The organism is Actinoalloteichus fjordicus (genome assembly GCF_001941625.1).
Lineage (GTDB): Bacteria > Actinomycetota > Actinomycetes > Mycobacteriales > Pseudonocardiaceae > Actinoalloteichus_A > Actinoalloteichus_A fjordicus.
The window spans coordinates 7,069,614-7,094,203 of sequence record NZ_CP016076.1; the positions used below are offsets into that span (position 1 = coordinate 7,069,614).

The window sequence follows — 24,590 nt, forward strand, 5'->3', positions numbered from 1 at the left end:
ATGAACGGCAAGCAGTAGAGATCACCTGATGTTCGCGTTATCGGGAAAGAATGTGTCCGCAAGCACCCCTGGATGAGTGGCGCACCCGGTTGTTGTGACTCGTAGCCGACATCCTGGCAGCCAGACCTGCTCGATCATCATGTCAGCCGCGCTTCAACACTCGGGTGGTTCCCGCCGCGGCGGTGGAGGCGAGAATCCACCCGGCGGCGGTCAACACACCCGCTATCCACTGGGAGGACTCGTCTATCCGCCAGACACCGTCATGTCCCAGATTCACCACGGGTAACAGCAGATCCGCCGACAACAGCCACGGATTCCACACCGGATTCTGCCCGTCGTCGAGATTCTGCATCTCGTGGCCTCGGAACCACCAGGCACCGCCTAGCCAGAACAGCACCAGCCAGCAGCCCGCCAGCCAAGGCCGATAGCCGTACCCGACGGTGAACTCCTGCAGCCTGCCCCACACGCGGCCGATCGGCCCCAGCGCGGCGAATCGACGCTTCTGCTTGGCAAGCAGCACCCGGTCGGCCTGTTCGTCGTCCCCGGCCTCCCGATAGGCCCTGGCCAGCTGTTCATAAGGCCAGGGCAGGTAGTTGGGCAGCACCCGGCGCAGCCATCGAAGCCGGGTCCGGACCATCACGGGCGGGGCGGCGGCGATGCTCTCGAAGGCGAAGTCCTCCAGCTCCACCCCGCCCTCGGCCTCCCACAACTCGGCGGCGTCGGAAACCGAGGCGGCCTTGGCCCTGGTCAGGACGACCGACCCCTTCGGCGGCACGCCGAAACGGAACACGAACCTCGGTGCGGAGAGGCCGTAGGCGTTCAGAGCGGGCGTCGCGGTGCCTGCACCGCCCCGATCCGAGGCACCGCCCAACGTCGCCTCATGAAAGCTGACCAGCTTGCCAGCCTCGACGAGACGAACCCGAACGCCGCCGGTCGCGACGAAGCCTCGGCTGCACAACAGGTCCTTGCCCACCACGGCGACCCTGGCGTCCAGCGACGGCTTGATCGTGCCGTCCTGCCTGCATCGGGGCATGGTCAGCCGTGCGCCGGTGCAGTCGAGGCTCGAACCGATCTGCGCGTTCTGCAGTCGCAGCGAGCCCTCCGCCACGAGGTACTGCAAGAACAGGGTGCCGCCGACGTGAATGCGGTCGGCCAACAGCACATCCAGTCCCCGCCCGTGCAGCCGACCGCCGGTGAGCCTGGCGTTGCCCCTGATGCTCGCGTCGACGAGTCGGACCTGGCCGTAGGCCGTGAGCGGCGCCTCATTGCCGTTCCGCGCGCCGACGCGGGCCCTGGCCTCCAGGTCGCCGCCGATGTGCGCTCCGTCGGCCAGCAGGGCCACCGGGATGCGGGGCGAGTCGGCCGCCGCGCCGACAACAGGCAGCGTGGACACGCTGGCCGGACGTCCCAGCGTGGCACCGGAGAGATGCAGGTGCCCCCCGATCTGTGCGGAGGGGAGCCGAATGGAGCCGATCACTCGCAGGTCGTCGTCCAACTCCAGGTTGCCCTCGATCCGGATTCGATCGGCGATCAGCGCCGCGTTCGTGTCCAGCACCCCGCTGGGAATGACCGTCGTGTGCCGATCCGGGACCGCCGGAATCTCCATCCTCGCGCCGGAGAACACCGCGTCGCCGCCGATGCGGGCCCCGGGCAAGAGGATCCGGCCGTGAGAGAAGAAGCGGATCCGTCCGCTGTCGCCCCGTCCGGAGACTCCTCGTCCGGAGACCAACGGTCCGGAGTCGCAGAACAGGTTGCCCGCCACCACCAGTCCCGACGCCTCCAACGCATTGCCGCCTGCATTGCCGATCCGAGCACCGGTCAGATGCAGACTGCCTCCGATCTCGGCGCCGCGCAGTCGGACCTCGCCGAGGGCGCGCAGTCCGGTGGCCTGTACCGAGCCGGAGACCTTCAGCCTGCCTGCGAGGAGAGCGTGATCGGGATTGCCGCGGAGGACTGCGTTCGTCAGCCGCAGGGTGCCGCGCACCTCCCCGTCGGTGAGATCGACCACGCCGTCGCTGCGAAAACCGCCCTCCAGCACGAGATCGCTGTCGACGCACAGATTCCGGCCCGACAGCGCGGGCACTCGGCAGCCGGTCATCCGCAGACCGGTGATCTTCGACATCTGGAGTTCGACGGGTTCGTCGAAGTGACAGTCGCGCAGGTCGACGAGATGCTTGACCTCCGCCGCCTCCAGGTTCAGCCGCCCGGTCACCCGCGCGCCGATCAGCCGTAGGGCCGGGATTCCCCTCGGCCTGACCCGATAGAGTCCGGTGAGCAGCCCGCTGAGGAACCCGCCGCGAAGCGAGCGGGCGCCGTCGGCGTCCGGCAGCCGGTGGACGTCACCGCCCGCGAAGCAGTTCAGCACTGCCAGTTCCGAATCGGTGAGATCAGCGTGCCTGACGTGATCCGCCATCGAGCCCCCATCGCGGCGAGATGCCGATCCGTGCGGGACGCCCGGATCGGCGAGCTACCGTAAGTATGTGACTGAGATGAAGCAGACCAGCCAAGATCCGGTGGATTCGTCGGTACCACGCGGTCTGCAGGTTGCCAGTGCGGTGTGTTGGCGACTGCTCATCATCGCGGCAGCACTGTGGGTGTTGACGTTGATCGTGGTGGCGACCAGAGTGGTCGTGATCCCGATCGCGGTGGCACTGCTGCTCTCCGCGTTAATGGCGCCCGCAGTCAATCGACTGACCAAGTCAGGAGTGCCCCGGGGCTTGGCGGCGGGTTTCGTGCTGATCGCGGGTCTCGCGATCGTGGCAGGCGTGCTGACATTCGTGATCAGCGCCTTCACCAACGGCCTCCCCGAGATGGTCGTCCGGCTGACGACGAGCGTGGAGACGATCCGCAACTGGCTGATCAACGGACCGCTCAGCCTGGAACAGGATCAGATCGACCAGTTCCTGGCCGGGTTCATCGACATGCTTCAGGAGAACCAGGAGATCATCACCTCCGGTGCGCTGTCGACCGCGGCCACCGTGGGCGAGCTGCTGGCAGGCATCCTGCTGACGCTGTTCACCCTGATCTTCTTCCTCTACGACGGTGAGAAGATCTGGTCCTTCCTGGTCAAGATCGTGCCCGCGAACGTCCGCACCCGCGTGCACACGGCGGGCACCCGTTCGTTCCGCACGCTGGTCGGCTACGTGCGGGCGACCGCGCTGGTCGCCGTCGTCGACGCGCTGGGCATCGGCATCGGCCTGTTGATCCTCGACGTCCCGCTGGCGATCCCGCTGGCGGCGCTGGTGTTCCTCGCCGCCTTCGTGCCGATCATCGGCGCCGTGCTCTCCGGTTCGGTTGCCGTGCTGGTCGCACTGGTGACGGTGAACCCGGTGACCGCGCTGTTGGTGCTGCTGGTCGTCCTGCTGGTGCAGCAGCTCGAAGGCCACGTGCTTCAGCCGCTCCTGCTCGGCAGGGCCGTCCGGCTGCATCCCCTCGCGGTGGTCCTCGCCATCGCCGTCGGCGTCGTGCAGGCGGGCATCGCGGGCGCACTGCTGGTGGTGCCGCTGCTCGCCGTGCTCAACGCCGCCGTCAAGTCGCTGCGGCAGGACGCGGCGAACGAACCGGAGGAGGAGCCGCAGCGTCCTCGGCTCAGCCTGCCCAAACTGAACCGGCTGAATCCGGGCAAGGCACGCGCCGTGCTGCCCAAGATCCGCAAGCCCGGCGCCCGACGCAGGCAGCCCAAGAACGTCGAGCCGGACGAGGGCTGACCAATGATCGTGTTCGGCGGGGTCCGGCCGTCCCGGCCCGCCGAACACCGTCGGGATCCCCGGCTGGGCGCCGAACCCGCGCTCGTCGAGCCGCCGTCGGCCCCGGTCAGGCCATGGTGACGAGGTTGCGGCCGGACCCCTTGGCCGCCAGCAGCGCGGAGTCCGCTGCGGCCAGCAGATCCGGCAGCTCATAGCCGAAGCGCTGCGTGGTCGCGACGCCGATGCTCACCGTCAGACCGACGAGTTCGTGCGGGCTGCCGTCCGCCGTCGTCAGCGGCACCCGGAGGGCGGCGACGGAGCGACGGACGCGCTGCGCGATGGCCTCGGCCTCCGAGGAGCCGGTGGCGGGGAGCAGGATCACGAACTCCTCGCCACCGAATCGGCCGACGAGATCGCCGCGTCGGATGTTGGTACGCAGCAGGAGCGCGACGGCGGCCAGCACCGAGTCCCCGGCCAGGTGCCCGAGATCGTCGTTGACCCGTTTGAAGTGATCGAGGTCCAGCAGGAGCACGGCGGTCGGGTTCTTCCTGCTCTCGGCGCGACGCAGCTCGTCGACGGCGAGCCGGTCCCAGTGCATCGAGTTGGCCAGCCCGGTCTTGGCGTCGCGCTGTGCGGAACGCCGCCACTGCGGCAGGTGCCCGACCTGTTCGAGCAGCACCATCGGCGCTCCCGCCAGCAGCGCCATCACCGGCTCATCGACGACGACCCGGGCCATCAGCACGCCCACGCTGACGGCGACGATGCCCAGGGTGACGTCGATCGGATCGCCGAGGATCTCCGAGCCCGTCGCCTTCGGTCTGCGCAGCCGCAGGCCCAGCGCGATGATCGCGGCTCTGGCCAGCACGAGCACGGCGCCTGCCGCCAGCAGCATGGCGGGATGCCAGCTCGGCGTCTCCCAGCCGAGGATCAGCCGCGCGGCGAGCGTGGCCAGCACGGTGCCCGCCGTGGTGAAGACCCAGCGATGCGGCTGCATCCTCGCACCGATCACGCCGTAGAGAGCCGGTCCGAGCAGCAGCAGGATCAGCAGATTCGGCGGCAGCACCATGATCCCGGCGACCAGATAGCACGCGTGCACCGACCACGGGTTTCGCTTGGTGTCTCGAGACAGGTGGATGAAGACCGAGGTTCCGACGATGACGGCGGTGGCCGTGACGGCGATGCCCGCGAATCGCGCGATGTCCAGATCAAACGGTGGTTCCGCGTTGATGACCACGACGGCCGAGGTGGTCAGGGCCGCCGCATCGATGACCAGCCAGTAGCACAGGGCACTCAGAGGGAGCGTCCACAAGGACCACTGCCGCACGCTGCCTCCCCGCGTGTACGGGTTGAGGGCCGACGCGAAACCGTCCGAGGCGGCGCTCTGCCGAGAGCGACATCACCTCAGAAATCCCTCTCCGACGGACTGCTCCCCACTCCGTCGGCCCTCCCCCTGGTCTTCAAGTCAGCCTGACACACCAGACGAGACAGCAGAAGACCGCCACCTGGGGGTCGACACAAACACGAACGGAACAACAATGGCACCGGAGGAGGAATACGTGGAGCGATCAGATACACCCGATTCAGTTACCCGAAGTCGAATAGACACGACGACTCCGCTCTGGAGAGGCGCTGTCGTCCTACGGATCGTCACTCTGCTGTTCGCTGCAGTCGGGGTGCTGGTGAATATCGATCGATACAGTCGGCCGGAACTGGGGCTGGCCGTCCTCCTCGTGATGACGGCGTGGACCGCGCTCACGTCCGTCCTCTACCTCCAGCCCGCCAGGCGCGGGAACGGCCTGGTACTCGGCGATCTCGTCCTCACCCAGGTGCTGGTGCTCGCCTCCGAATACGTGCTCAGCCCTAGCCAGCTCGACGTCTCGACCACCCCCCTGGTGACGACGATCTGGGCGCCGGGAGCGGTGATCGTCCTCGCCGTGCAGCGCGGCCCGGTGGCGGGGGTGCTCGCGGGATTCGTCGCCTCGGTGACCAACATCCTGCCCAGGGGTTATCTCAACGTCGACCTCGCCAGGGACGCGGTGCTGCTGATCGGCGTCGGCCTGGTCCTCGGGCTGGTCGCCGTCACGGCACGGCATTCCGAGGAACAGCTTCGCAGGGCGGTCCGCCTCGACGCCGCGACCACGGAGCGGGAGCGGCTCGCCAGGATGGTCCACGACAGCGTGCTCCAGGTGTTGGCGCGGGTCCGCAGACGGGGTGCGGAGCTGGGTGGTGAGGCGGCAGAGCTGGCCAGGATGGCGGGCGAACAGGAGATCGCCCTGCGCACCCTGGTCAGCACTGCGCCGCAGGAGCCCGCCGAGTCCGACGAGATCGACCTCGGCGTCGGCCTCCGACTGCTCGCGACGTCCCGCGTCGAGGTCTCCGTGCCCGCCACCCCGGTGCCGCTGCCCTCGGCGATGGCGATCGAACTGCTGGCGGTGGCAAAGGAGGCTTTGGCCAATGTGGACGAACATGCCGGCCCGTCGGCCTCGGCATGGGTCCTGCTGGAAGACCTCGGCGACGCCGTGATCCTCAGCGTGCGCGATGACGGCGACGGCATTCCGGCGGGCAGGCTCGCGGAGGCCGAGGCCGCAGGCCGAATGGGGGTGTGTCTGTCGATGCGGGCCCGCGTGACTGCCCTCGGTGGCACCCTCACCCTGGAGACGGCGCCCGGCGCAGGTACCGAATGGGAGGCACGCGTGCCCAGAACGGTCGAGCGAGAAAGGAGACGACGGCGATGAATGAGCCAGCCATCTCGGTGATGGTCGTCGACGACCACCCGATCTGGCGGGACGGTGTGGCCCGCGATCTGTCCGAACGCGGCTATTCCGTGGTGGCGACCGCATCGGATGCCGAGAGCGCAGTGCGCATCGCCTCGACGGTGCGTCCCGACGTCGTGTTGATGGACCTCCATCTGGGCGAGGTCTCCGGAGTACAGGCGATCATCGGGCTCGGTGCCGCGCTGCCGCGAACCCGCGTGCTGGTGCTCTCCGCCAGCGGCGCACACGCCGACGTCCTGGAGGCGGTGAAGGCGGGCGCCTCCGGCTACCTGTTGAAGTCGGCGTCGGTGACGGAACTGGTGGACGCGGTGCGGCAGACCGCGGCAGGCGATGCGGTGTTCACCGCAGGCCTGGCAGGCCTGGTGCTCGGAGAGTTCCGGCGGATGGCGTCGGTGTCCGAGGGAGCGGCCGACACCCCGAGGATCACCGAGCGGGAGACCGAGGTGCTCCGGCTGGTCGCGAAGGGTCTGTCGGCACGGATGATCGCCACTCGGCTGTCGCTCTCGCATCGGACCGTCGAGAACCATGTCCAGTCCACGCTGCGAAAACTCCAGTTGCACAATCGCGTGGAGCTGACCAGATACGCCATCGAACACGGCCTCGACGACGACTGACGGGCGTCGGGGTGGAAAGGCGTCGAATCGCTCTCATCGACGGCCGGGATGTCTTACCGTGGACGTCGTGACAGCCGCAGATCCGGTACCGCCACGGCGTCTCCGTGTGTCCCACGCAGAACGTGAGCATGTCATCGGACTGCTGCAGAAGGCGATCGGGCTCGGCCTCATCGACCTCGACGAGTTCAGCGAACGTACCGATCAGGCCCTGGCCTCCCGGACCAGGGAAGAGCTGAACGTCCTTCTGATCGACCTGCCCGGGCTGGTCGTCACCCCGCTGCCTGCTCGTCGACCGCTGCATCTGAAGGTCTCTCGCTCCAGCCTCGTGCGCAACGGCCCGTGGGCCGTGCCCTCGGCGATCTGCATCGACGCGCTCGCGGGCGACGTCCGGCTGGACTTCAGCGAGGCCGAGTTCGCCTCGCGGACCGTCGAGATCGAGTTCGACGTCAAAGGGTCCAATGTGGAGATCACCGTGTCGCGGACGACGCTGGTCGAGTCGATCGATCTCGACAACCGCTTCGGCTTCTTCCGGGATCAGACGCGATCACCGAGCGCGGAGCCGGAACGGCGGCTGCGGCTCGACGGGACGGCCAAGGCCAGTTCCATCCGGGTCCGCAACTCCCGACGTTAGCGCTCTGCCGCGGGCCGATCCCCCTCGTGCCTCGGCGCGCCGTCGAACGCTGCGCTGATCGACTCGACGACGGCAGCCCGGACCGAGGCCGGATCAGTCCCGAGGAGCGCCGCCTGCCCTGCCGCGATGCAGTGCGCCCTGCTGATCGACGCCAGTCGATTGCCGACCGAGGCCAACGACCCTGCCGCCATGGAGAGGCTGGTGGCGCCCAGCCCCACCAACACCGCAGCAAGCAGCGGATCGCCTGCCGCCTCGCCGCAGACGCCCACCGGGGTGCCGGTCTCCCGCGCGGCCCGCCCCAACAGGGCGAGCAGCCGCAGCAGGGCGGGCTGCCACGGATCGTTGAGCCCGGCCAGCGAGCCCAGCATCCGATCCGCCGCGAAGACGTACTGCGCCAGATCGTTGGTCCCCACGCTGACGAAGTCGACCGAACCGAAGACCTCCTGTGCGGTCAGCACCGCGGCAGGAACCTCGATCATGACGCCGACGCGATTCAGGCCCGCCGCCCGCGCCCGCGTCGCGAACCAGTCGGCCTCCTCGGCGGTGGCCACCATCGGCGCCATGACCGAGACCGACGCCCCGGAGTCGGCCTGGGCGCCCGCGATGGCCGCGAGCTGCCGATCGAGCACGCCGACCTCCTCGCGGCCGATCCGCAGGCCGCGCACGCCGAGAGCCGGGTTCGGCTCGGCCGAGGAGCCCGACAGGAAGGGCAGTGGCTTGTCCGATCCGGCATCGAGGGTGCGGACCACCACGGGCAGGCCTGCGAACGCCGCCAGCACCTCCGCGTAGGCGGCTCGCTGGGCCGCCTCGGTCGGCTCGGTCTCCGCGTCGAGGTAGCAGAACTCGGTGCGGAACAGGCCGACGCCCTCCGCGCCTGCCGCGACGGCAGTGGCGGCATCCGTCACGGAGCCGACGTTGGCCAGCAACGGGATCGGATCGCCGTCCGAGGTGTGCCCCGGTCCGGTCCAGGACGGCTCTGCCGCCCGATCGACCGCCTGCACCGAGATCTCGCCGGTCTGCACCTGGACCAGACCCGTGTCGCCGTCGACGATCAGTCCGACCGGCTCGGCGAGTTCCAGGGCGCCCCGGCAGCCGACGACGGCGGGGATGCGCAGTGCCCTGGCCAGGATCGCGGTGTGGCTGGTGGGGCCGCCCTCCTCGGTGACCAGCGCCAAGACCAGCGCGGGATCGAGGTCTGCGGTGTCGGCCGGGGCCAGGTCGCGGGCCACCAGCACGCCGGGCGCCTCGAGGACGGGCACGCCGGGCGGCCGCACCCCGGACAGCTCGGCCACCAGCCGATCTCGGACGTCGAGCACGTCGCGCGCCCGCTCGCCGAGATAGCCGCCCAGCGCACGCAGGTCGTCGGCGAACGTGCCTGCCGCCTCGTACACCGCACGAGGGGCGGGCAGCCCGCGCTGCACGACCAGTGTCTCCGCCGAGGCGATGAGCGCCGGGTCGGCGGCCATGGCCGCCGTGGTCTCCAGCACCGCTCTCGGCTCGCCGTCGGCCCGGCCTGCGCGGGCGGACAGCTCGGCCGCCACCGCCTCGGCGACGGGGCGGATCCGGGCGGCCTCCTCGGCAGGATCAGCAGGGGCGGGGCCGGACTCCGGCGGCGGCAGCGGATCGGCCACCCGCACCATCGGCCCGGCCGCTCGCCCGGCGCTGACCCCTACCCCTTGCAGACCCGTGACCGCCATGGTCTTGAGACCCTACTGGGGCACCGACCAGGTCGTCACGACTGCGAGGAACACGGTCGGCGTGCCGACCGCTGCGGCGGGCGAGGTCGGCATGGGCGTGCCGACCGTGTTCGTTCGGCTGTCCTGGTGAGTTCAGAACGGGACTCCACAGCGAAGGATGACGTTCGCATAGGGCGTCGCCTCGCCGGTGCGGATCACCAGACGCGAGTCCGCGACCAGGCTCTTGAACTCCTCGTGCTGCACTCGTTCCGGCTCGCCCAGCCGCTCGATCAGCGCCTTGGCGATCATCGGATTCCCGCTGTCCATCTCGCCTGCCACCAGCGCGCTCTCGAAGACCGCCTCGGCGAGCAGCCCGTCCACGACCTCGAGGAAAGACGGCACACCGAAACGGAAGGCCAGGTCGATCAGTTCTGGTCCGTCGGGAATGGGCAGCCCACAGTCGGCCACCACGACCCGATCGGTGTGTCCGAGCCGGGCGAGCGCTCCGCTCAGTCCGGCATGAAGAATGCCGTCTCGCTTCACGAGATCACCTCATTCGACGTCGGATACGAGGGCTGCGCGCCCACTCTCGTCACGGCGGTCGCCGCGACCCGTGCCGCGAAGGCAGCCGCGTCCGCCAGCGGCCGGTCCGCCGCCAGTCCCACCGCGAGGGCACCGGCGAAGGCGTCACCGGCGCCGGTGCTGTCCACCGCCCGCACCTCGGGTGCGGCGATCACCGTCGTTCCGTTCTCGTCGGAGGTCACCGCTCCCTTGGCGCCCAACGTGACCACCACCGAGCGCGGGCCGAGCGCCCGCAGCCTGCGTGCGATCTCCACGTAGCGCGCGGCGTCAGCGGAGTCCTGCGCCGAGACCTCCCGCGCTGAGTCCTCCTGCGCCGAGTCCTGCGCTGAGTCCTCCTGCGCCGAGTCCTGCGCTGAGTCCTCCTGCGCCGAGTCCTGCGCTGAGTCCTCCTGCGCCGAGTCCCGCGCGGTGAGCAGCCACGCCGCCTCGTGCTCGTTCACCACCAGCGGATCGAGGCGGCCCAGCGTCTCCTCGTCGAGCGAGGCGACCGGCGAGAGGTTCAGCAACACCCGGACTCCCGCCGAGGAGGCCGCCTCGACGGCATGACGCACCGTCTCCAGCGGGATCTCCAACGACAGGACGACCACCTTGGCGGCGGCGACCTCAGAAGAGGCCGCCGCCACATCGGCGGGCAGCACCGAGGCGTTCGCCCCCGGCGAGACCACGATGGTGTTCTCGCCGTCGGGCGTCAGCGTGATGAAGGCGTTCCCGGTGGGACGATCCGCCGTGCGCAGCAGGCCGGTGTCAACGTTCGCCGACCGCAGCGACTCGCGAAGAAGCTCGCCGTACTGATCGGCACCGACGGCACCCAGCAGGGCGACCGAAGCGCCGAGCCTGCCTGCCGCCACCGCCTGATTCGCGCCCTTACCACCGGGGATCGTGGTCACGTCGTCACCCAGCACCGTCTCGCCCGCCGAGGGTCGCCGGGCGACCGTGACCACGAGATCGGCGTTGGCCGACCCGACCACCACCACGTCTGCTCGCCTGTTCATCACCGGATCAGGAGGTGTACTGCTCGACGTTCTGCGGCGTGACCGCCTGAACCTCGACCTGGATGACGGGCTCGATCTCGCCGCCGTCGAGCAGCTCGAGGGCCTGCTCCACCGCCTGACGGCCCATCTCCTCCGGCTGCTGGGCGATGGTGCCCGCCAGCGTCCCGGAGACGATCGCGTCGAGCCCGTCCGGCGTGCCGTCGAAGCCGAAGACGAGCACGTCCTCGCCCGCCCGGTCGCCGAGCGCCCGGATCGCGCCCAGTGCCATCTCGTCGTTCTCCGCGAACACGCCCGCGATGTCGCCGTTGGACTGCAGGATGTTCTCCATCACATCCATGCCCTCGGTCCGGTCGAAGTTCGCGGGCTGCTCGGCGACGACATTCAGCGCGGAGTTCGCCTCGACGCCGTTGCCGAAGCCCTCGCCGCGGTCCCGGCTGGCCGAGGAGCCGGGGATGCCCTGGATCACGACGACGTCGCCGTCGACGCCCGCCTCCACCAGCGCATCCGCAGCCAGCTCGCCGCCCTGGACGTTGTCGGAGACGATCTCCTGCGCCACCTCGGCGTCAGTGATCGACCGGTCGAGCGCGATCACCGGAATGTTCGCGTTGGCTGCTGCGGCGGCGGCCGGAGTCGCCTGGTCGGAGTCGACCGCGTTGATGATGATCAGGTCGACGCCCTGAGTGACGAAGGTGTCGACGTGGTTGATCTGGGTCGCCGGGTCGTTCTGGGCGTCCTGCACGATGAGGTCGACGCCGAGTTCGGCAGCCGCCTCCTGTGCGCCGTCCTGAATGTCGACGAAGAACGGGTTGTTCAACGTGGAGACCGACAGTCCGATGGTGAACTCCGCGTCGCCGTTGCCGCCTCCGCCGTTGGTCTCGTCGGCGCTGCCGCAACCTGCGGCGAACCCGAGAGCGGCGACGGCGAGGACGGTCGTGCCCGTCCTGTATACCCCTCGCATCTGTACTTCTCTCCTTCCTCGGGTCGCCCCGAGTTCCCCGCCCGGCACGAGCCGGGACGACTCACTTGCCGCGTCTGCGGACGGTGTCCACCAGTACTGCCAGCGCGATCACGACACCGATCACGACCTGCTGCCAGAACGGCGAGACCTGCAGCTGGTTCAGGCCGTTGCGCAGGACGGCCAGCACCAGCGAGCCCACCAGAGTCCCGGTGGCCCGTCCGATCCCGCCGGACAGCGAAGCCCCGCCGATGACGACCGCGGCGATCGCATCGAGTTCGTATCCCACGGCGGCCTGCGGGCCTGCCGAGGACAGGCGGCCGGCGAGCATCATGCCCGCCATCGCCGCGAACAGACCGGACAGGGCGTAGACCACCAGCTTCTGGTTGCGCACGCTGATCCCGGACAGTCGCGCGGCCTCCTCGTTGCCGCCGATCGCGTACATCGCCCGGCCCGAGTAGGTGCGGGTGAGGATGAACCCCGTCACGAGGAACATCCCGACCAGGATGAGGACCGGCATCGGAAGCTGGATCGGCCCCGCTTCGATGGTCGATCCGAAGAAGCTGATCTCGTCCGGCGTGGCGGCGGGCCTCCCCTGCGAGACGACCAGCGTCAAGCCCCTGGCGATGCTCAGCATGGCGAGGGTGGCGATGAAGGCGGGCAGCTTGCCGAAGCTCACCATCAGCCCGTTGACGAGTCCGGCCGCGACGCCGGTGAGCAGGCCCACGATCAGGGCGAGTCCGCCGGGCAGCCCGAGATCGGCGGCCGACCAGGCTCCGACCATCGCGGACAGCGCCGCGACGCTGCCCACCGACAGGTCGATGCCGCCGGAGATGATCACGAACGTGACGCCGAAGGCCATCACGGCGACGACGGCGGCCTGCACGCCGATGTTGAGGAGATTCTGCGGCGAGCCGAAGCTCGGCACCATGATCCACAGCGCCACGGAGAGCACGATGAGGCCCAGCAGGGCGCCGTTCTCCCCGAGCAGCTTGTTCATGTCGAAACCGCCTCGGGAACGGCGTCCGGTCTTCTCGACACTGGTCATGACGCCAGGTCCTCCTCTTCCCTGGCCGCCACCGCGAGCGCCATCACCTGTTCCTGGGTGACGCCGTCGGTGGACAGCTCGCCCGTGATGCGTCCATGCGCCATCACGAGAATCCGGTCACTCATGCCGATGACCTCGGGCAGTTCGCTGGAGACCAGCAGGACCGCATGGCCAGACTCGGTGAGCTGATTGATGAGTTCGTAGATCTCGACCTTGGCGCCGACGTCGATTCCCCTGGTCGGCTCGTCGAGCATCAGCACCTTGGGGTCGGCCAGCAGCCATTTGCCGATGGCGACCTTCTGCTGGTTGCCGCCGGAGAGCTCGCGGATGGTCTGGCCCGCGTCGGAGTGCTTGACGCGCAGCCTGCCTGCCATCTCCGCCGCCCGGCGCGCCTGGCCTCGGCGATCCACGAGTCCGCCGGATGTGGCGGACCGCAGCGTCACCAGGCCCATGTTCTCCCCGACCGAGGAGTTCAGCACCAGCCCTTGTCCCTTGCGATCCTCCGGGACCAGGCCGATCCCCGCGCGCATCGCGGCGGAGATGTCGCCGCCGCGCACGACGCGGCCCGCGACCTCGACCGTTCCCGAGTCGTAGGGGTCGGCGCCGAACACGGCCCGCACCACCTCGGTGCGACCGGAGCCGACGAGGCCGGAGATGCCGACCACCTCGCCCGCGCGGACCTCGAAGCCGATGTCGGAGAAGACGCCCTTACGGGTCAGTCCGGACACGCGCAACAGCGGCTCGCCCGTCCTGGTGCGATGCCTCGGGAACTGGTCGTCGATGTCACGGCCGACCATGGTGCGCACCATCTCGTCGATCGAGGCGCGGCCGGGCAGAATGCCCGCGCCTCGTCCGTCCCGCAGCACCGTGATCCGATCCGCGATGCGCTGGATCTCGTCGAGGTGATGGGTGATGAAGACCAGTCCGACCTGCTGTTCCCGCAGGTCGTCCATGATCTCCAACAACCGATCGGTCTCGGTCCCGGTGAGCGCCGAGGTCGGCTCGTCGAGCACCAGCACCGTCGCGTCCTCGTCCAGCGCCCTGGCGATCTCCACCATCTGCTGCTGGGCGATGCCCAAGGAGTCGACCGGAGCGCTGGGATCGACCCGCAGGCCGACCCGGTCGAGAAGCGGGACCGCCTCCCGCAGCATCCTGGCTCGATCGACCATACCCAGCCGTCGCGGCGCCCGGCCGAGGAAGAGGTTCTCCGCGACCGAGAGCCGGGGCACCAGGGTCAACTCCTGGTGGATGACGGCGATGCCGTGCTGGCGCGCCTGTCGAGGCGAACGGATCGTCGCCGGTCTGCCGTCGACGAGGATCTGGCCGCGATCCGGGCTGTGCACTCCGCCGAGGACCTTGACGAGGGTGCTCTTGCCCGCGCCGTTCTCACCGAGCAGGACGTGCACCTCACCGGCACGCACCTGGAGGCTCACCTGGTCCAGCGCCAGCGCTCCGGTGAACCGCTTGCTGATGTCGCGCACTTCGAGCAGGACTCGGCCTGCCGGGTGCTGCATGGGGTCGTGCGAGGTCATACACCTTCTCCTCGGCCGGATTCGGCCCGTTCTCCGCAGGAACTGCGGATGACCAGTTCCGCGTTCAGCACCACGTTCTCCGCGTTGCCCTGCCCGATGAGGTCGAGCAGGGCTCGAACCGCCGCACGCCCGAGGTCGTCGGTGGGCTGGGCGATGGCGGTGATCGCCGGTTCGAGCAGCGAGAACCAGGGCAGATCGTCGTACACGGCCAGCCCGACGTCACCGGGCACCGAGAAGCCCATGGCGCGAAGCTGTTCCAGCGCACCGAGTCCCATCAGGTTGTCCATCGCCACCAGCGCCGTCGGCCGGTTCGCTCCGGACATCAGGGTCCGGGCCGCAGTGGCGCCGCTCTGCTGTTGGAAGTCGCCGTAGACGACCATCCGCTCGGCGAGCGGTGCGCCTCGGGAGCCCAGCGCCGCGGCGAACGCATCCAGCCGTTCCCGGCCGGTGCTGGCCTCGGCGGGGCCTGCGATCACGCCGATGCGGCGGTGCCCTAACTCGACCAGGTGCGCGGCAAGGCACTCCAACGCCGCCGTGCCGTCGACGCGCACCACGGGGACCTTGACCGAGCCCGCTATCCGTCGGTCGAGGAGCACCAGCGGGACTCCGGTCTCCGCCGCCTCGCCCAGCCAGCTGCCCTCGTCGGTCGCCGGGCACACCAGCAGGCCGTCCACCTGCCGGTCGAGCAGGGTGTGGACGTATCGCCGCTGCTGCTCGACGCTCTCGTTGGCGTTGCCGACGATGACGGAGTAGTCGTGTTCCCTGGCCTCGTTCTCGACGGCGCGGGCGACCTCGGCGAAGAACGGATTGGTCAGGTCGGAGATGACCAGTCCGAGGGTGTGGGTCGTGTGCAGCCGCAGAGAACGGGCCAGGGTGTTGGGCCGGTAGCCGAGCGCGTCGATCGCGGCGAGGACCCGCTCACGGGTCTGCTCGGTGGGGGCGGGATGCCCGTTGAGGACGCGCGACACGGTGGCGGTGGACACGCCCGCCGCCTGCGCCACGTCCTTCATGGTGGCCACCGCGCACTCCCCGTTCCACGTCGCCAACGAACTCAAGAGATCAACTGTCGGGTCGAGACGTCCGCACGGTGTGTCATGGCTCCGTCGCCCTGGTAACGATTACAGGGGATGGTTAATCGAATACACAAGCCCTTCCGGATGCTTGATCGGTCAAGTATCGGGACGTTTACCGGGCGAAGACCAATCCGTCATCCGAAGTTCGATCACAGCGTTGATCGACAACGCTAGCCGAGTCGATCTTCGGGACCGGCCGGGACCGGCATCCTCGATGATCTCTGCGTGAGCGGAAACGCGCAGACGTGATCTCCCCGACGAGTGGTTGCATCGCCGTGACACAGAACTCGCCCGATCAACGAAGTTGTTTGCAATAGAAGGGATCCGGACGACCGTTCGCCGCGTCGGTTCCTTCGACCGGTGCACTTCTCGCCCTCGGGCGAGCAGGCCTGGTCGGCGGTGCCGGTCGTGGAGCCCCCCGACGCGGTCGGCACCGTCCCTCGCCCGATTCCCCTCGGCGCAGGACGCCCGCCCGGCTCGCCCGCACGTCCGCGCACACCGAGCACCCGCTCGCTGCGGCCCGGCGCACGAAGCAGGCCGGTCCGAGGCGAGGACCGAGAAAGCGGGGCCAGGGAAGACTCCCCGACCCCGCTCACGAGCACTCACGGCCCGGCCGCGCTATCCCTTCGGCAACAGCTCCGGCGCCTGCTCGGCCACCGCCGCCAGCACGTCCTCGGCAGGCGGGTTGACCATCCAGCGGGAACCGACGTTCACCGTGGGAACGGTCTCGTTCCCCCCTGCCGCCGCCCGGACCGCAGCGGCGGCCTCCGGGTCCTTCCAGATGTCTCGCTCGCGGAAGGGCAGGCCCCGACGTTGCAGATCGGCCCGCAGCATCGTGCAGAACGGACAACCAGGCCGAGCGTAGAAGACGACTTCACTCATGGCGTCGAGGATCCTCGCTCCGTCGACTTATTCCCACCGGCGGCCACCGCCGCTCGCTCCTGGGCTTCCCCCTCCGACTCGGGAGGAGTCGAATCGGACCCCGACTCCGACTCGGGAGGAGTCGAATCGGACCCCGACTCCGGCTTCTCCACCTCGGAGAGGCCGACCCGCTCCTGCAGCCTGCGCAGCGGACCGGGCGCCCACCAGATCGCGTCGCCGAAGAGCTTCATCACCGCAGGCACGAGGAGCATCCGGACGATCGTCGCGTCCAGGATCAGCGCGATGATCATGCCGACGCCGATGAACCGCATCATCTGGATGCCGGAGAAGGCGAACGCGCCCGTCACCACGACCAGCAGCAGCGCGGCGGCGCTGATGACCCGGCCGGTCCGCACGAGTCCGGTGCGCACCGCCTCCTCGGTCGTGGCGCCGCCCGCCCGCGCCTCCACCATCCGGGAGAGCAGGAAGACCTCGTAGTCGGTGGAGAGGCCGAACACGATCGCGGCGATCAGGACGATGATCCCCGCCTCCATCGGCATCGGCGTCACGCCCAACAGCCCTGAACCGTGCCCGTCGACGAACAGCCAGGTCAGCGCGCCGAAGGTCGCGGAGAGGCTGAGGAAGCTCAGGATCACCGCCTTGATCGGCAGCAGCACGGAGCCGAAGGCGAGGAAGATCAGGATCAGGGTGGCCCCGACCAGCAGCACCGCCATCCACGGCAGCATCTCGGCCGTCGCGTCGAGACTGTCCAGGTTGGCTGCAGTGACTCCGCCGACGAGCACCTCGGTGTCCGCCGGTGCGTCCAGTGCCCGGATGTCTCGAACGGTCTGGTTGGCGACGTCGCCGAACGGATCACCGTCGACCTGTGCCTCCAGGACGACCACGTCGTCCGCCCCGCCGGTCGGCGCGACGGAGTCGACGCCTGCCAGCTGGTCCACCTCGGCGAGGTAACCACCGAGGGCGGCCTCGTCCGGCGGGGTGCCGTCACCCTGGAGCACGATCTGGATGCCGTCGCCGCCCATCTCCGGGAAGTCGGCCTTCAACGCCTCGGTCGCGATGCGAGCGGGATCGTCGGCGGGCAGTACCCGTTCATCCGGCATGCCGAACTGGGCGCTGAGGAAGGGGGAGCCAAGCAGTACCAGTCCCGCGATGATCGGCAGCGCGATCAGGCCGGGCCGCTTCATCACGCCGTCGGCCAGCCGTCGCCAGCCCTCGCCGGTCGCCCGCTGCCGACGACGACGCAGCCAGGGCAGGGACAGCTTGTCCACCCGGTGGCCGAGCAGGCCGAGCAGCGCGGGCAGCACGGTGAGCGACAGCAGCGCGGCCAGGCCGACCGCGCTCATCCCGCCGTAGGCCAGCGAGCGCAGGAACTCCTGCGGGAACAGCATCAGCCCGGACAGCGCGATGATCAGCAGCACGGCGGAGAAAGCGACGGTCCGGCCCGCCGTGGCGACACTGCGCCGCACTGCGGAGGCGGGGTCGCGACCCGAGTCCATCTCCTCGCGGAAGCGGCCCACCACGAAGAGTCCGTAGTCGATCGCCAACCCGAGCCCGAGCATGCTGGCGACGTTCACCGCGAAGACGTTCACCGTGGTGAACAGGGCGATCAGGTGCAGCAGCCCCAGGGCGCCGAAGACGGCGAGCCCGCCGACCACCACGGGCAGCGATGCGGCGACCAGTCCGCCGAAGATGACCACCAGCAGGATGAGCACGATCGGCAGCGACACGATCTCGGCCGCGATGAGGTCCTGCTCGGCACGGTGACCGATGGCGTGCTCGGCGACGACACCGCCCGCGACCTGCGTCGAGACGCCGTCGATGATCAGGTCGTCCGCGATCTCGTCGTAGGCGGTCAGCTTCTCGTCGTCGCCGTCGCCCACCAGCCCGATCACCGCGAGTCCCACGGTGCCGTCGTCCGAGACGAACTCCGGCATTCCCGTGTGCCAGTACGAGATGGCGCTCTCGACCTGCTCCGCAGGCAGGGCCGCGAGGTTCTCGGTGACCGCGGCCGCCAGCTCGGGGTCGTCCAGCGACTGACCCTCCGAGGCGCGGTACATCACCACGACGTCGCCCGCCTGGCCCTCCATGGCGCCTGCGGCGACCTCCGCGGCGGCGGCGGCCTCACTGTTGGGATCGTCGTAGCCGCCCTGGGTGAGGCGGTCGAAGACGCCGATGCCCCAGAAGCCGCCGAGGATCGTGAGCACGAGCGTTGAGATGAGCACGGTCCACCGAGCACGGTGTACCGCGGCCCCCCATCTGGCGAACACCTGGCGGCCTCCACATCTTGGTCACCGGCGACGGCCGGGCTAGGTTGTGTGAACAACGTGAACCGAGGTGAATATCGTTCACCCGCAGCCGGATACTGTACGAGCCAGTAAACGGCGTTTACAACCCTTGAAGAGGGAGGCATGACAGAGATCACGCGCCGAGAACGGCTACGGGCTGCCACTGAGTTGGAGATCCGCGAACACGCAAGGCAGCTCCTTGTTGAACAGGGGCAACACGCGGTCACTCTCCGTGCAATAGCCCGAGAACTCGGCGTGACCGCTCCCGCGCTATACCGGTATTACGACTCGCGCGAGGACCTACTGCGTCACGTCGGCGACGACATCTGCATGCGACTGGCGGCGGAGCTGACCGGCGCGACGGCCGAACTCGATCAGGCGGACCTGCCGGGCAGGGTGTTCACCGTCTGCAGGCGGCTGCGCACCTGGGCGCTGGACCATCCGAACGAGTTCGAACTCGTCTTCGCATCGCGTGACGTCCGGGAACGCCCGGGCCGGGACGGCCCGCTCCCGGACCGCTTCGGGCAGATCTTCCTCGCGCTGCTCGGCGACATCCTCGCCAAGGACACGCCGATGCCGCAGGCCGAGGCCTTCCCGCCCGACCTGGAGGCCGATCTGGTCGCCGCCCGCGATGCCCTGGTCGCCAGCATGTCCTCGCTCGACATCATCCTGCCGCCGCAGCTGCTCCAGCTGGAGGCTCTGCACTCGCTGCTGCGCTGGTGGGTGCGGGTGTACGGACACATCGCCCTGGAGGTGTTCGGCCGGTTCCCCTTCGACGTGCGCAACGCCGAGCGGCTGTACGAGGCGATGCTGGCCGAGCTCGCCGAGGACACGGGCGTCTGCGGGCACTGAGCCGGTGCGACCCGCCCGCACAGTCTCGGCTCCTGACCCGCCACACCGGGACGGGCCGCAGCCGATCGGGGTGCGGCCCGTACCAGAACACCTACTCTTGACGGCGCACGAGCTCATCGAGCCGCCGAGGCCTGGAGGTGCGCGATGGCGACGCCGGACGCCCCCGAGCCGACCGAGTTCCCCCAGCGGATCGGCAAGACCGCGCGTCGCGTCTTGGCGCTGAACGGCTACACCCGCTATGCGCAGCTGACCGGCGTGACGCGGGCGGAACTGCTCAGACTCCACGGCATCGGCCCCAAGGGAATCCGAATCCTGGACGAGGAGCTGACCCTGCGAGGTCTCGCGTTCGCCGACTAGCGGCGGGTCGGGTCCTGCGCTGTGCCGAGCTTGCGACGGCCTCGACCAGACCGGATCGTCTCGACTCTGGACGCGCCCCGCCGATCACCCGGCCGCCCGCAATGTGTCACGTGAACCGCAATGTGTCACGTGAACCGCAATGTTTCACGTGAAACATTGCGCAGTCATGCACGACGCCTCGCCGCCACCCCGATGCGGGGTGAGGGCGAGGCGTCGTGTGTCGGTTCGACCGGCGCGTCATCCGCCGCCCGCAGGGCTTTAGACGACCACGTTGACCAGCCTGCCGGGAACGACGATTACCTTGCGCGGTTCCCGCCCCTCCAGCGCGGCGACGATCTTCTCCTCCGCCAGCGCGGCCGCCTTCACCACGTCGCCCGCCGCGTCGGCCGCGACGGTGATCCGCGAACGGACCTTGCCGTTGACCTGGATCGGGTACTCCACGGTGTCGTCGACCAGGTAGGCCTCGTCGGCGACCGGGAAGGGCCCGTGCGCCAGCGACTCGCCGTGTTCCAGCCGCGACCACAGCTCCTCGGCGATGTGCGGACACAGGGGTGCCAGCAGCTGGACCAGCGGCTCGACCACCGACCGAGGTGTGCCGGACTCGTTCGCGTAGGTCTTGGTCAGGTGGTTGTTCAGCTCGATCAGCTTCGCGGCGGCGGTGTTGTAGCGGAAGGACGCGTAGTCCTCATGCACTCCCGCGATCGTCCGGTGCAGCAGCTTCAGCGTCTGCTCCGACGGGGCGTCCTCGCTGATCCGCAGTTCACCGGTGGTCTCGTCGACCACGTTGCGCCACAGCCGCTGAAGGAACCGGTATGCGCCGACGACGTCCTTGGTCGCCCAGGGGCGGGAGACGTCCATCGGACCCATCGACATCTCGTACAGCCGGAGGGTGTCCGCGCCGTACTCGTCACAGATCTCGTCCGGGGCGACGGAGTTCTTCAGGCTCTTGCCCATCTTCCCGTACTCCTGGACGACCTCTTCGTCGTTGAAGAAGAACTTCCCGTCCCGCTCCTCGACCTCGGCCGCAGGCACGTAGACGCCGCGCGCGTCCTTGTAGGCGAAGGCCTGGATGTAGCCCTGGTTGAAGAGCCGTCGATACGGCTCCGCCGCCGAGAGCTCGCCGAGGTCGTACAGCACCTTCTGCCAGAACCGGCTGTACAGCAGGTGCAGCACGCCGTGCTCGACGCCGCCGATGTACAGGTCCAGCCCGCCGGGGTCGGACTCGCCGTGGATCTCGGGCCTCGGACCCATCCAGTACCGCTCGTTCTCCGGGTCGACGAACGCCTTGTCGTTGGTCGGGTCCACGTAGCGGAGCTGGTACCAACATGAACCGGCCCACTGCGGCATCGTGTTCGTGTCGCGGCGGTAGGTCTTGACGCCGTCGCCCAGGTCGAGCTCGACCGTCAGCCAGTCCTCGGCGCGGCCGAGGGGAGCGAACGGCTCGGTCTCGGCGTCGTCGGGGTCGAAGGTCTTCGGCGAATAGTCGTCGACCTCCGGCAGCTCGACCGGGAGCTGGTCGTCGGGCAGCGCGATCGGCTGGTCGTCGGAGTCGTAGACGATCGGGAAGGGCTCGCCCCAGTAGCGCTGTCGCGAGAACAGCCAGTCGCGCAGCTTGTACTGGACGGTGCCCTCGCCTCGGCCGTTGGCCTCCAGCCAGTCGATGGTCGTCTTCTTCGCTTCGGCGATGTCCATCCCGTCCAGGTTCACCGAGAACAGGTTGGCGGAGTTGATCGCGGGGCCCTCGCCCGCGAACGCCTCGCCCTCGAATCCCTCAGGCGGCTGGACCGTCCTGATGACGGGCAGGCCGAACGCGGTGGCGAAGTCCCAGTCACGCTGGTCCTGGCCGGGGACCGCCATGATGGCGCCGGTGCCGTAGCCCATCAGCACGTAGTCCGCGATGAACACCGGAATCCGTTCGCCGTTCACCGGGTTCGTGGCATGGGCGCCGATGAAGACGCCGGTCTTGTCCTTGCTCTCCTGGCGGTCCATCTCCGACTTCCGCGCGGTCCGCGCGCGGTACTCGGCGACCGCCTCGGCGGGAGTCGCCGCACCGCCGGTCCACCGGGAGTCGACGTCCGGTGCCCAGCTCCGCGAGCCCAGCACGTCCACGAGCGGATGCTCGGGCGCCAGCACCATGTACGTCGCGCCGAACAGCGTGTCCGGTCGGGTCGTGAAGACCTCGACGACCTCCTCGGAACCGTCGGCCACCGGCACGGGGAACCGGACCCGAGCGCCGTGCGACCGCCCGATCCAGTTGCGCTGCATGGTCTTGATCTTGTCCGGCCAGTCGAGCCGGTCCAGATCGTCGATCAACCGGTCGGAGTACGCGGTGATCCGCATCATCCACTGCCGCAGATTGCGACGGAAGACCGGGAAGTTGCCCCGCTCGCTGCGTCCGTCGGGAGTGACCTCCTCGTTCGCCAGCACGGTGCCCAGCCCGGGACACCAGTTCACCGGCGCCTCGGACAGGTACACGAGCCGATGATCGTTGATCACGCCACGCTGCTCGCTGCTGCTCAGCTCGGACCAGGACCTGCCGTCCGGTGTGGCCCGGTCGCCCGAGGTGAACTGCTCGATCAGCTCGTCGATCGGACGGGCCCCGCCCTGGCCGTCCCGCGCGGAGGGGTCGTACCAGGAGTTGAAGATGCGCAGGAAGATCCACTGCGTCCAGCGGTAGTACTCGACGTCGATCGTCCTGGCCCGACGGCGCTCGTCATGCCCGAGACCCAGCCTGCGGATCTGATCCAGATACCGCTCGATGTTCTTCTCGGTGGTGATCCTCGGATGCTGGCCGGTCTGGACGGCGTACTGCTCCGCAGGCAGCCCGAATGCATCGAAGCCCATCGTGTGCAGCACGTTCCGGCCCTGCATACGGTGATAGCGGGCGAAGACGTCGGTGCCGATGAAGCCGAGCGGGTGGCCGACGTGCAGCCCCTCACCGGAGGGGTAGGGGAACATGTCCTGCACGAAGAGCTTGTCCGACGGGAGCGTCTCCTCGGCCAGCGTGCCGACCGGGTTCGGCGCGTGGAACGTGCCGTGCTGCTCCCAGTGCGTCCGCCAGCGGCTCTCGACCTGCGCGGCCAGTTCCGCCGTGTAGCGGAACGGCGGGGTCTCGTCCTGCGTGACGGGATGGGGATTGCCCTCACCCATGGGTCCGTTCCTTCCTCTTGGTCGCCTCGGCAGCCACGTGTGCGCCCCGAACAAGACGAAACCCCTCCGCCCAGATGGGACGAGAGGGGCTGCCGCGTCGACCCTTCCTAGCTGGTCAACGCGGCGTACTAAGGAGCAGGCGACCCGTGCTCATCGGCCAAGCATACCGGGGCCGCCCCGGTGCCGACGAGCCGTGTCGGTCGCTGGACACCGCGCGCGCGTGACGGCGACCACGGCATGACGAGGGTGACCTCCGGCGTGCTCCGATCAGCGCTTACCCTGCTGGAGTGACGAATGCGGAGTCCATCCACGGGTCGATCCAGCGGTCTGTCCAGGGTGCTGCCCGAGAGTTCGCGCAGGCGACGACAGCCGAGCCGAGCGCACTGCCGCTCGCGGTCGCCGTCGTGCTGTCCGTGGTGCTTCTGCTGGCAGGTGCTGCCCTGCTGGTCATCGGCTGGCGCGGAATGAAGGAGACACTGCCCAGGAACCGCTTCGCCGGGGTGCGCACCGCGGCGACGCTGCGCAGCGACGAGGCCTTCCGGGTCGGCAACCGTGCCGCAGGCCTGCCGACGCTGGTGTCCGGCGCGATCGGCGTGCTGACGGCCGTCGGGCTCCTCGGCCTGTCCGGACCCGCCCAGTTGATCGCCCTCGGCGTCGGCGTCGTCGGCCTTCTCGGCCTGACCGTCGCGGGCGGCGTGCTCGGCACCCGGGCTGCGGCGACAGTGAAGGACAAACCCGCCCGCACTCTCGGCTGCGCGGGCCAGTGCTGCGGCAACGGGGCCTGCGGCATCGCCTGAGAACGCGCAGGCCGATGAACACAGCCTGCGGAGAAGCCGTTCTTCGCCCCCAATCAATGACGGCGAATAAGCACGAGTGTGCTGCGTGAACTAATTTCTTCGCAGGTCAAGCGGGTGAGTCGCCAATAACGCCAGGGGCAGCGGCTGTCTGCGCAACACCAGTCCCCACAGGTCGGTTCCCGGCGGGCACACCACGTCGTCCGGCAGCCCCGGAACCACGAACCAGTCGCCGCGCTCGATCTCGCCTGCCAGCTGTCGCCGATCCCAGCCCGAATAGCCGACAAACACCCGCAGTCCCCGAAGTCGCGGCGCCAGCAGCTCGGGATCGGTGTCCAACGCGATGATCGCGATCGGATTGCGGACGCCGACGACACCGGCCAGGTCGGTGGTGTCCACTCCGGTGCGGAGGGCTGCCAGGCACAGCGCCACCTTCTGCTCGACCGGTCCGCCGACGAACACCGCCTGCGGGCTGCTCGCGTACGGGCCCCATTCGGGCAGCACGTCTTCTACCGCGGTCTCGCCTGGCCGGTTGAGCACGACTCCCAGCGTCCCCTCGTCCCGGTGCTCGATGATGTAGACCACCGTGCGACGGAAATTGGGGTCAGCCAGCCCAGGCGACGCCACCAGCAGGCTGCCCGGTCCCACCTCGACGTCGGGTTGCACGCCGGACATGATCCCATTCGCGCCCGCATTCGAATCCGCCA

General features: G+C 69.2%; 21 protein-coding genes. 8 read left to right on the forward strand and 13 right to left on the reverse strand.

Features of this window, described 5'->3' with window-relative positions; all coding sequences use genetic code 11:
* Positions 1 to 142: 142 nt before the first annotated feature.
* Positions 143 to 2,413: a translocation/assembly module TamB domain-containing protein gene (locus tag UA74_RS30265; RefSeq protein ID WP_075743204.1), complete on the reverse strand. Its 2,271-nt coding sequence runs from the start codon at positions 2,411 to 2,413 to the stop codon at positions 143 to 145.
* A gap of 76 nt (positions 2,414 to 2,489) precedes the next feature.
* Here UA74_RS30265 and UA74_RS30270 point away from each other — a divergent pair, with 76 nt between their 5' ends.
* The gene (locus UA74_RS30270; RefSeq protein WP_083683851.1) at positions 2,490 to 3,707 is read left to right on the forward strand and encodes an AI-2E family transporter; all 1,218 of its coding nucleotides are present in this window, start codon (positions 2,490 to 2,492) and stop codon (positions 3,705 to 3,707) included.
* Positions 3,708 to 3,813: 106 nt separating this feature from the next.
* Here UA74_RS30270 and UA74_RS30275 read toward each other — a convergent pair whose 3' ends face one another.
* Positions 3,814 to 5,010 carry a GGDEF domain-containing protein gene (locus UA74_RS30275; protein WP_075743206.1) on the reverse strand — a complete coding sequence of 399 codons (1,197 nt, stop codon included), beginning with the start codon at positions 5,008 to 5,010 and terminating at the stop codon, positions 3,814 to 3,816.
* A gap of 211 nt (positions 5,011 to 5,221) precedes the next feature.
* Here UA74_RS30275 and macS point away from each other — a divergent pair, with 211 nt between their 5' ends.
* From macS to UA74_RS30290, 3 genes are all read left to right on the forward strand, one after another.
* A complete protein-coding gene (macS, locus tag UA74_RS30280; RefSeq protein ID WP_075765890.1) occupies positions 5,222 to 6,421 on the forward strand; it encodes a MacS family sensor histidine kinase in 1,200 nt (399 codons plus the stop codon).
* Positions 6,418 to 7,074, forward strand: a complete 657-nt coding sequence (locus UA74_RS30285; RefSeq protein WP_075743208.1) for a response regulator — start codon at positions 6,418 to 6,420, stop codon at positions 7,072 to 7,074. The genes macS and UA74_RS30285 overlap by 4 nt, the downstream gene beginning before the upstream one ends.
* A gap of 67 nt (positions 7,075 to 7,141) precedes the next feature.
* A complete protein-coding gene (locus UA74_RS30290; RefSeq protein WP_198042885.1) occupies positions 7,142 to 7,705 on the forward strand; it encodes a DUF1707 SHOCT-like domain-containing protein in 564 nt (187 codons plus the stop codon).
* On the opposite strand, the gene UA74_RS30295 is transcribed toward UA74_RS30290, so the two are convergent.
* Positions 7,702 to 9,402 (reverse strand): putative PEP-binding protein, encoded by a 1,701-nt coding sequence (locus tag UA74_RS30295; RefSeq protein ID WP_083683853.1) that lies wholly within the window; start codon positions 9,400 to 9,402, stop codon positions 7,702 to 7,704. The two genes, UA74_RS30290 and UA74_RS30295, sit on opposite strands and share 4 nt — an antisense overlap.
* Here UA74_RS30295 and UA74_RS34090 point away from each other — a divergent pair.
* Entirely contained in the window at positions 9,401 to 9,532 is a 132-nt protein-coding gene (locus tag UA74_RS34090) for a hypothetical protein (RefSeq protein WP_257787492.1), read from the forward strand. The genes UA74_RS30295 and UA74_RS34090 overlap by 2 nt on opposite strands.
* A gap of 2 nt (positions 9,533 to 9,534) precedes the next feature.
* Here the strand turns inward: UA74_RS34090 and rbsD are convergent, their stop codons facing one another.
* From rbsD to UA74_RS30330, 8 genes are all read right to left on the reverse strand, one after another.
* On the reverse strand, positions 9,535 to 9,924 hold the full coding sequence (gene rbsD / locus UA74_RS30300; protein ID WP_075743210.1) for a D-ribose pyranase: 390 nt from the start codon (positions 9,922 to 9,924) through the stop codon (positions 9,535 to 9,537).
* Positions 9,921 to 10,955, reverse strand: coding sequence for a ribokinase (locus UA74_RS33905; protein ID WP_075765892.1), 1,035 nt, complete (start codon positions 10,953 to 10,955; stop codon positions 9,921 to 9,923). Before UA74_RS33905 ends, rbsD begins: the two co-directional genes overlap by 4 nt.
* 7 nt (positions 10,956 to 10,962) lie before the next feature.
* Positions 10,963 to 11,913, reverse strand: a complete 951-nt coding sequence (locus UA74_RS31310) for a substrate-binding domain-containing protein (RefSeq protein WP_083683855.1) — start codon at positions 11,911 to 11,913, stop codon at positions 10,963 to 10,965.
* A gap of 61 nt (positions 11,914 to 11,974) precedes the next feature.
* Positions 11,975 to 12,958 (reverse strand): ABC transporter permease, encoded by a 984-nt coding sequence (locus UA74_RS31315; RefSeq protein WP_083683856.1) that lies wholly within the window; start codon positions 12,956 to 12,958, stop codon positions 11,975 to 11,977.
* Complete coding sequence (locus UA74_RS30315) at positions 12,955 to 14,490, reverse strand: sugar ABC transporter ATP-binding protein (protein WP_157434528.1); 1,536 nt, start codon at positions 14,488 to 14,490, stop codon at positions 12,955 to 12,957. Before UA74_RS30315 ends, UA74_RS31315 begins: the two co-directional genes overlap by 4 nt.
* Positions 14,487 to 15,545: a LacI family DNA-binding transcriptional regulator gene (locus UA74_RS30320; protein ID WP_232237569.1), complete on the reverse strand. Its 1,059-nt coding sequence runs from the start codon at positions 15,543 to 15,545 to the stop codon at positions 14,487 to 14,489. The genes UA74_RS30315 and UA74_RS30320 overlap by 4 nt, the downstream gene beginning before the upstream one ends.
* Before the next feature lie 636 nt (positions 15,546 to 16,181).
* Complete coding sequence (locus UA74_RS30325) at positions 16,182 to 16,445, reverse strand: glutaredoxin family protein (RefSeq protein WP_075743212.1); 264 nt, start codon at positions 16,443 to 16,445, stop codon at positions 16,182 to 16,184.
* On the reverse strand, positions 16,442 to 18,712 hold the full coding sequence (locus tag UA74_RS30330) for an MMPL family transporter (RefSeq protein WP_083683858.1): 2,271 nt from the start codon (positions 18,710 to 18,712) through the stop codon (positions 16,442 to 16,444). The genes UA74_RS30325 and UA74_RS30330 overlap by 4 nt, the downstream gene beginning before the upstream one ends.
* Before the next feature lie 141 nt (positions 18,713 to 18,853).
* On the opposite strand from UA74_RS30330, the gene UA74_RS30335 reads away from it, so the two are divergent.
* Together UA74_RS30335 and UA74_RS30340 are read left to right on the forward strand one after the other, a co-directional pair.
* A complete protein-coding gene (locus UA74_RS30335) occupies positions 18,854 to 19,582 on the forward strand; it encodes a TetR/AcrR family transcriptional regulator (RefSeq protein WP_075743214.1) in 729 nt (242 codons plus the stop codon).
* A 144-nt stretch (positions 19,583 to 19,726) separates the two neighbouring features.
* Positions 19,727 to 19,939 carry a helix-hairpin-helix domain-containing protein gene (locus UA74_RS30340; protein ID WP_075743215.1) on the forward strand — a complete coding sequence of 71 codons (213 nt, stop codon included), beginning with the start codon at positions 19,727 to 19,729 and terminating at the stop codon, positions 19,937 to 19,939.
* A 258-nt stretch (positions 19,940 to 20,197) separates the two neighbouring features.
* On the opposite strand, the gene leuS is transcribed toward UA74_RS30340, so the two are convergent.
* Positions 20,198 to 23,089 (reverse strand): leucine--tRNA ligase, encoded by a 2,892-nt coding sequence (leuS, locus tag UA74_RS30345; RefSeq protein ID WP_075743216.1) that lies wholly within the window; start codon positions 23,087 to 23,089, stop codon positions 20,198 to 20,200.
* Between the two features lie 287 nt (positions 23,090 to 23,376).
* Between leuS and UA74_RS30350 the strand changes: the two genes are divergently transcribed.
* Complete coding sequence (locus UA74_RS30350; RefSeq protein ID WP_232237570.1) at positions 23,377 to 23,886, forward strand: SdpI family protein; 510 nt, start codon at positions 23,377 to 23,379, stop codon at positions 23,884 to 23,886.
* A gap of 90 nt (positions 23,887 to 23,976) precedes the next feature.
* Here the strand turns inward: UA74_RS30350 and UA74_RS30355 are convergent, their stop codons facing one another.
* A complete protein-coding gene (locus UA74_RS30355; protein WP_075743217.1) occupies positions 23,977 to 24,558 on the reverse strand; it encodes a YqgE/AlgH family protein in 582 nt (193 codons plus the stop codon).
* Positions 24,559 to 24,590 lie beyond the last annotated feature (32 nt).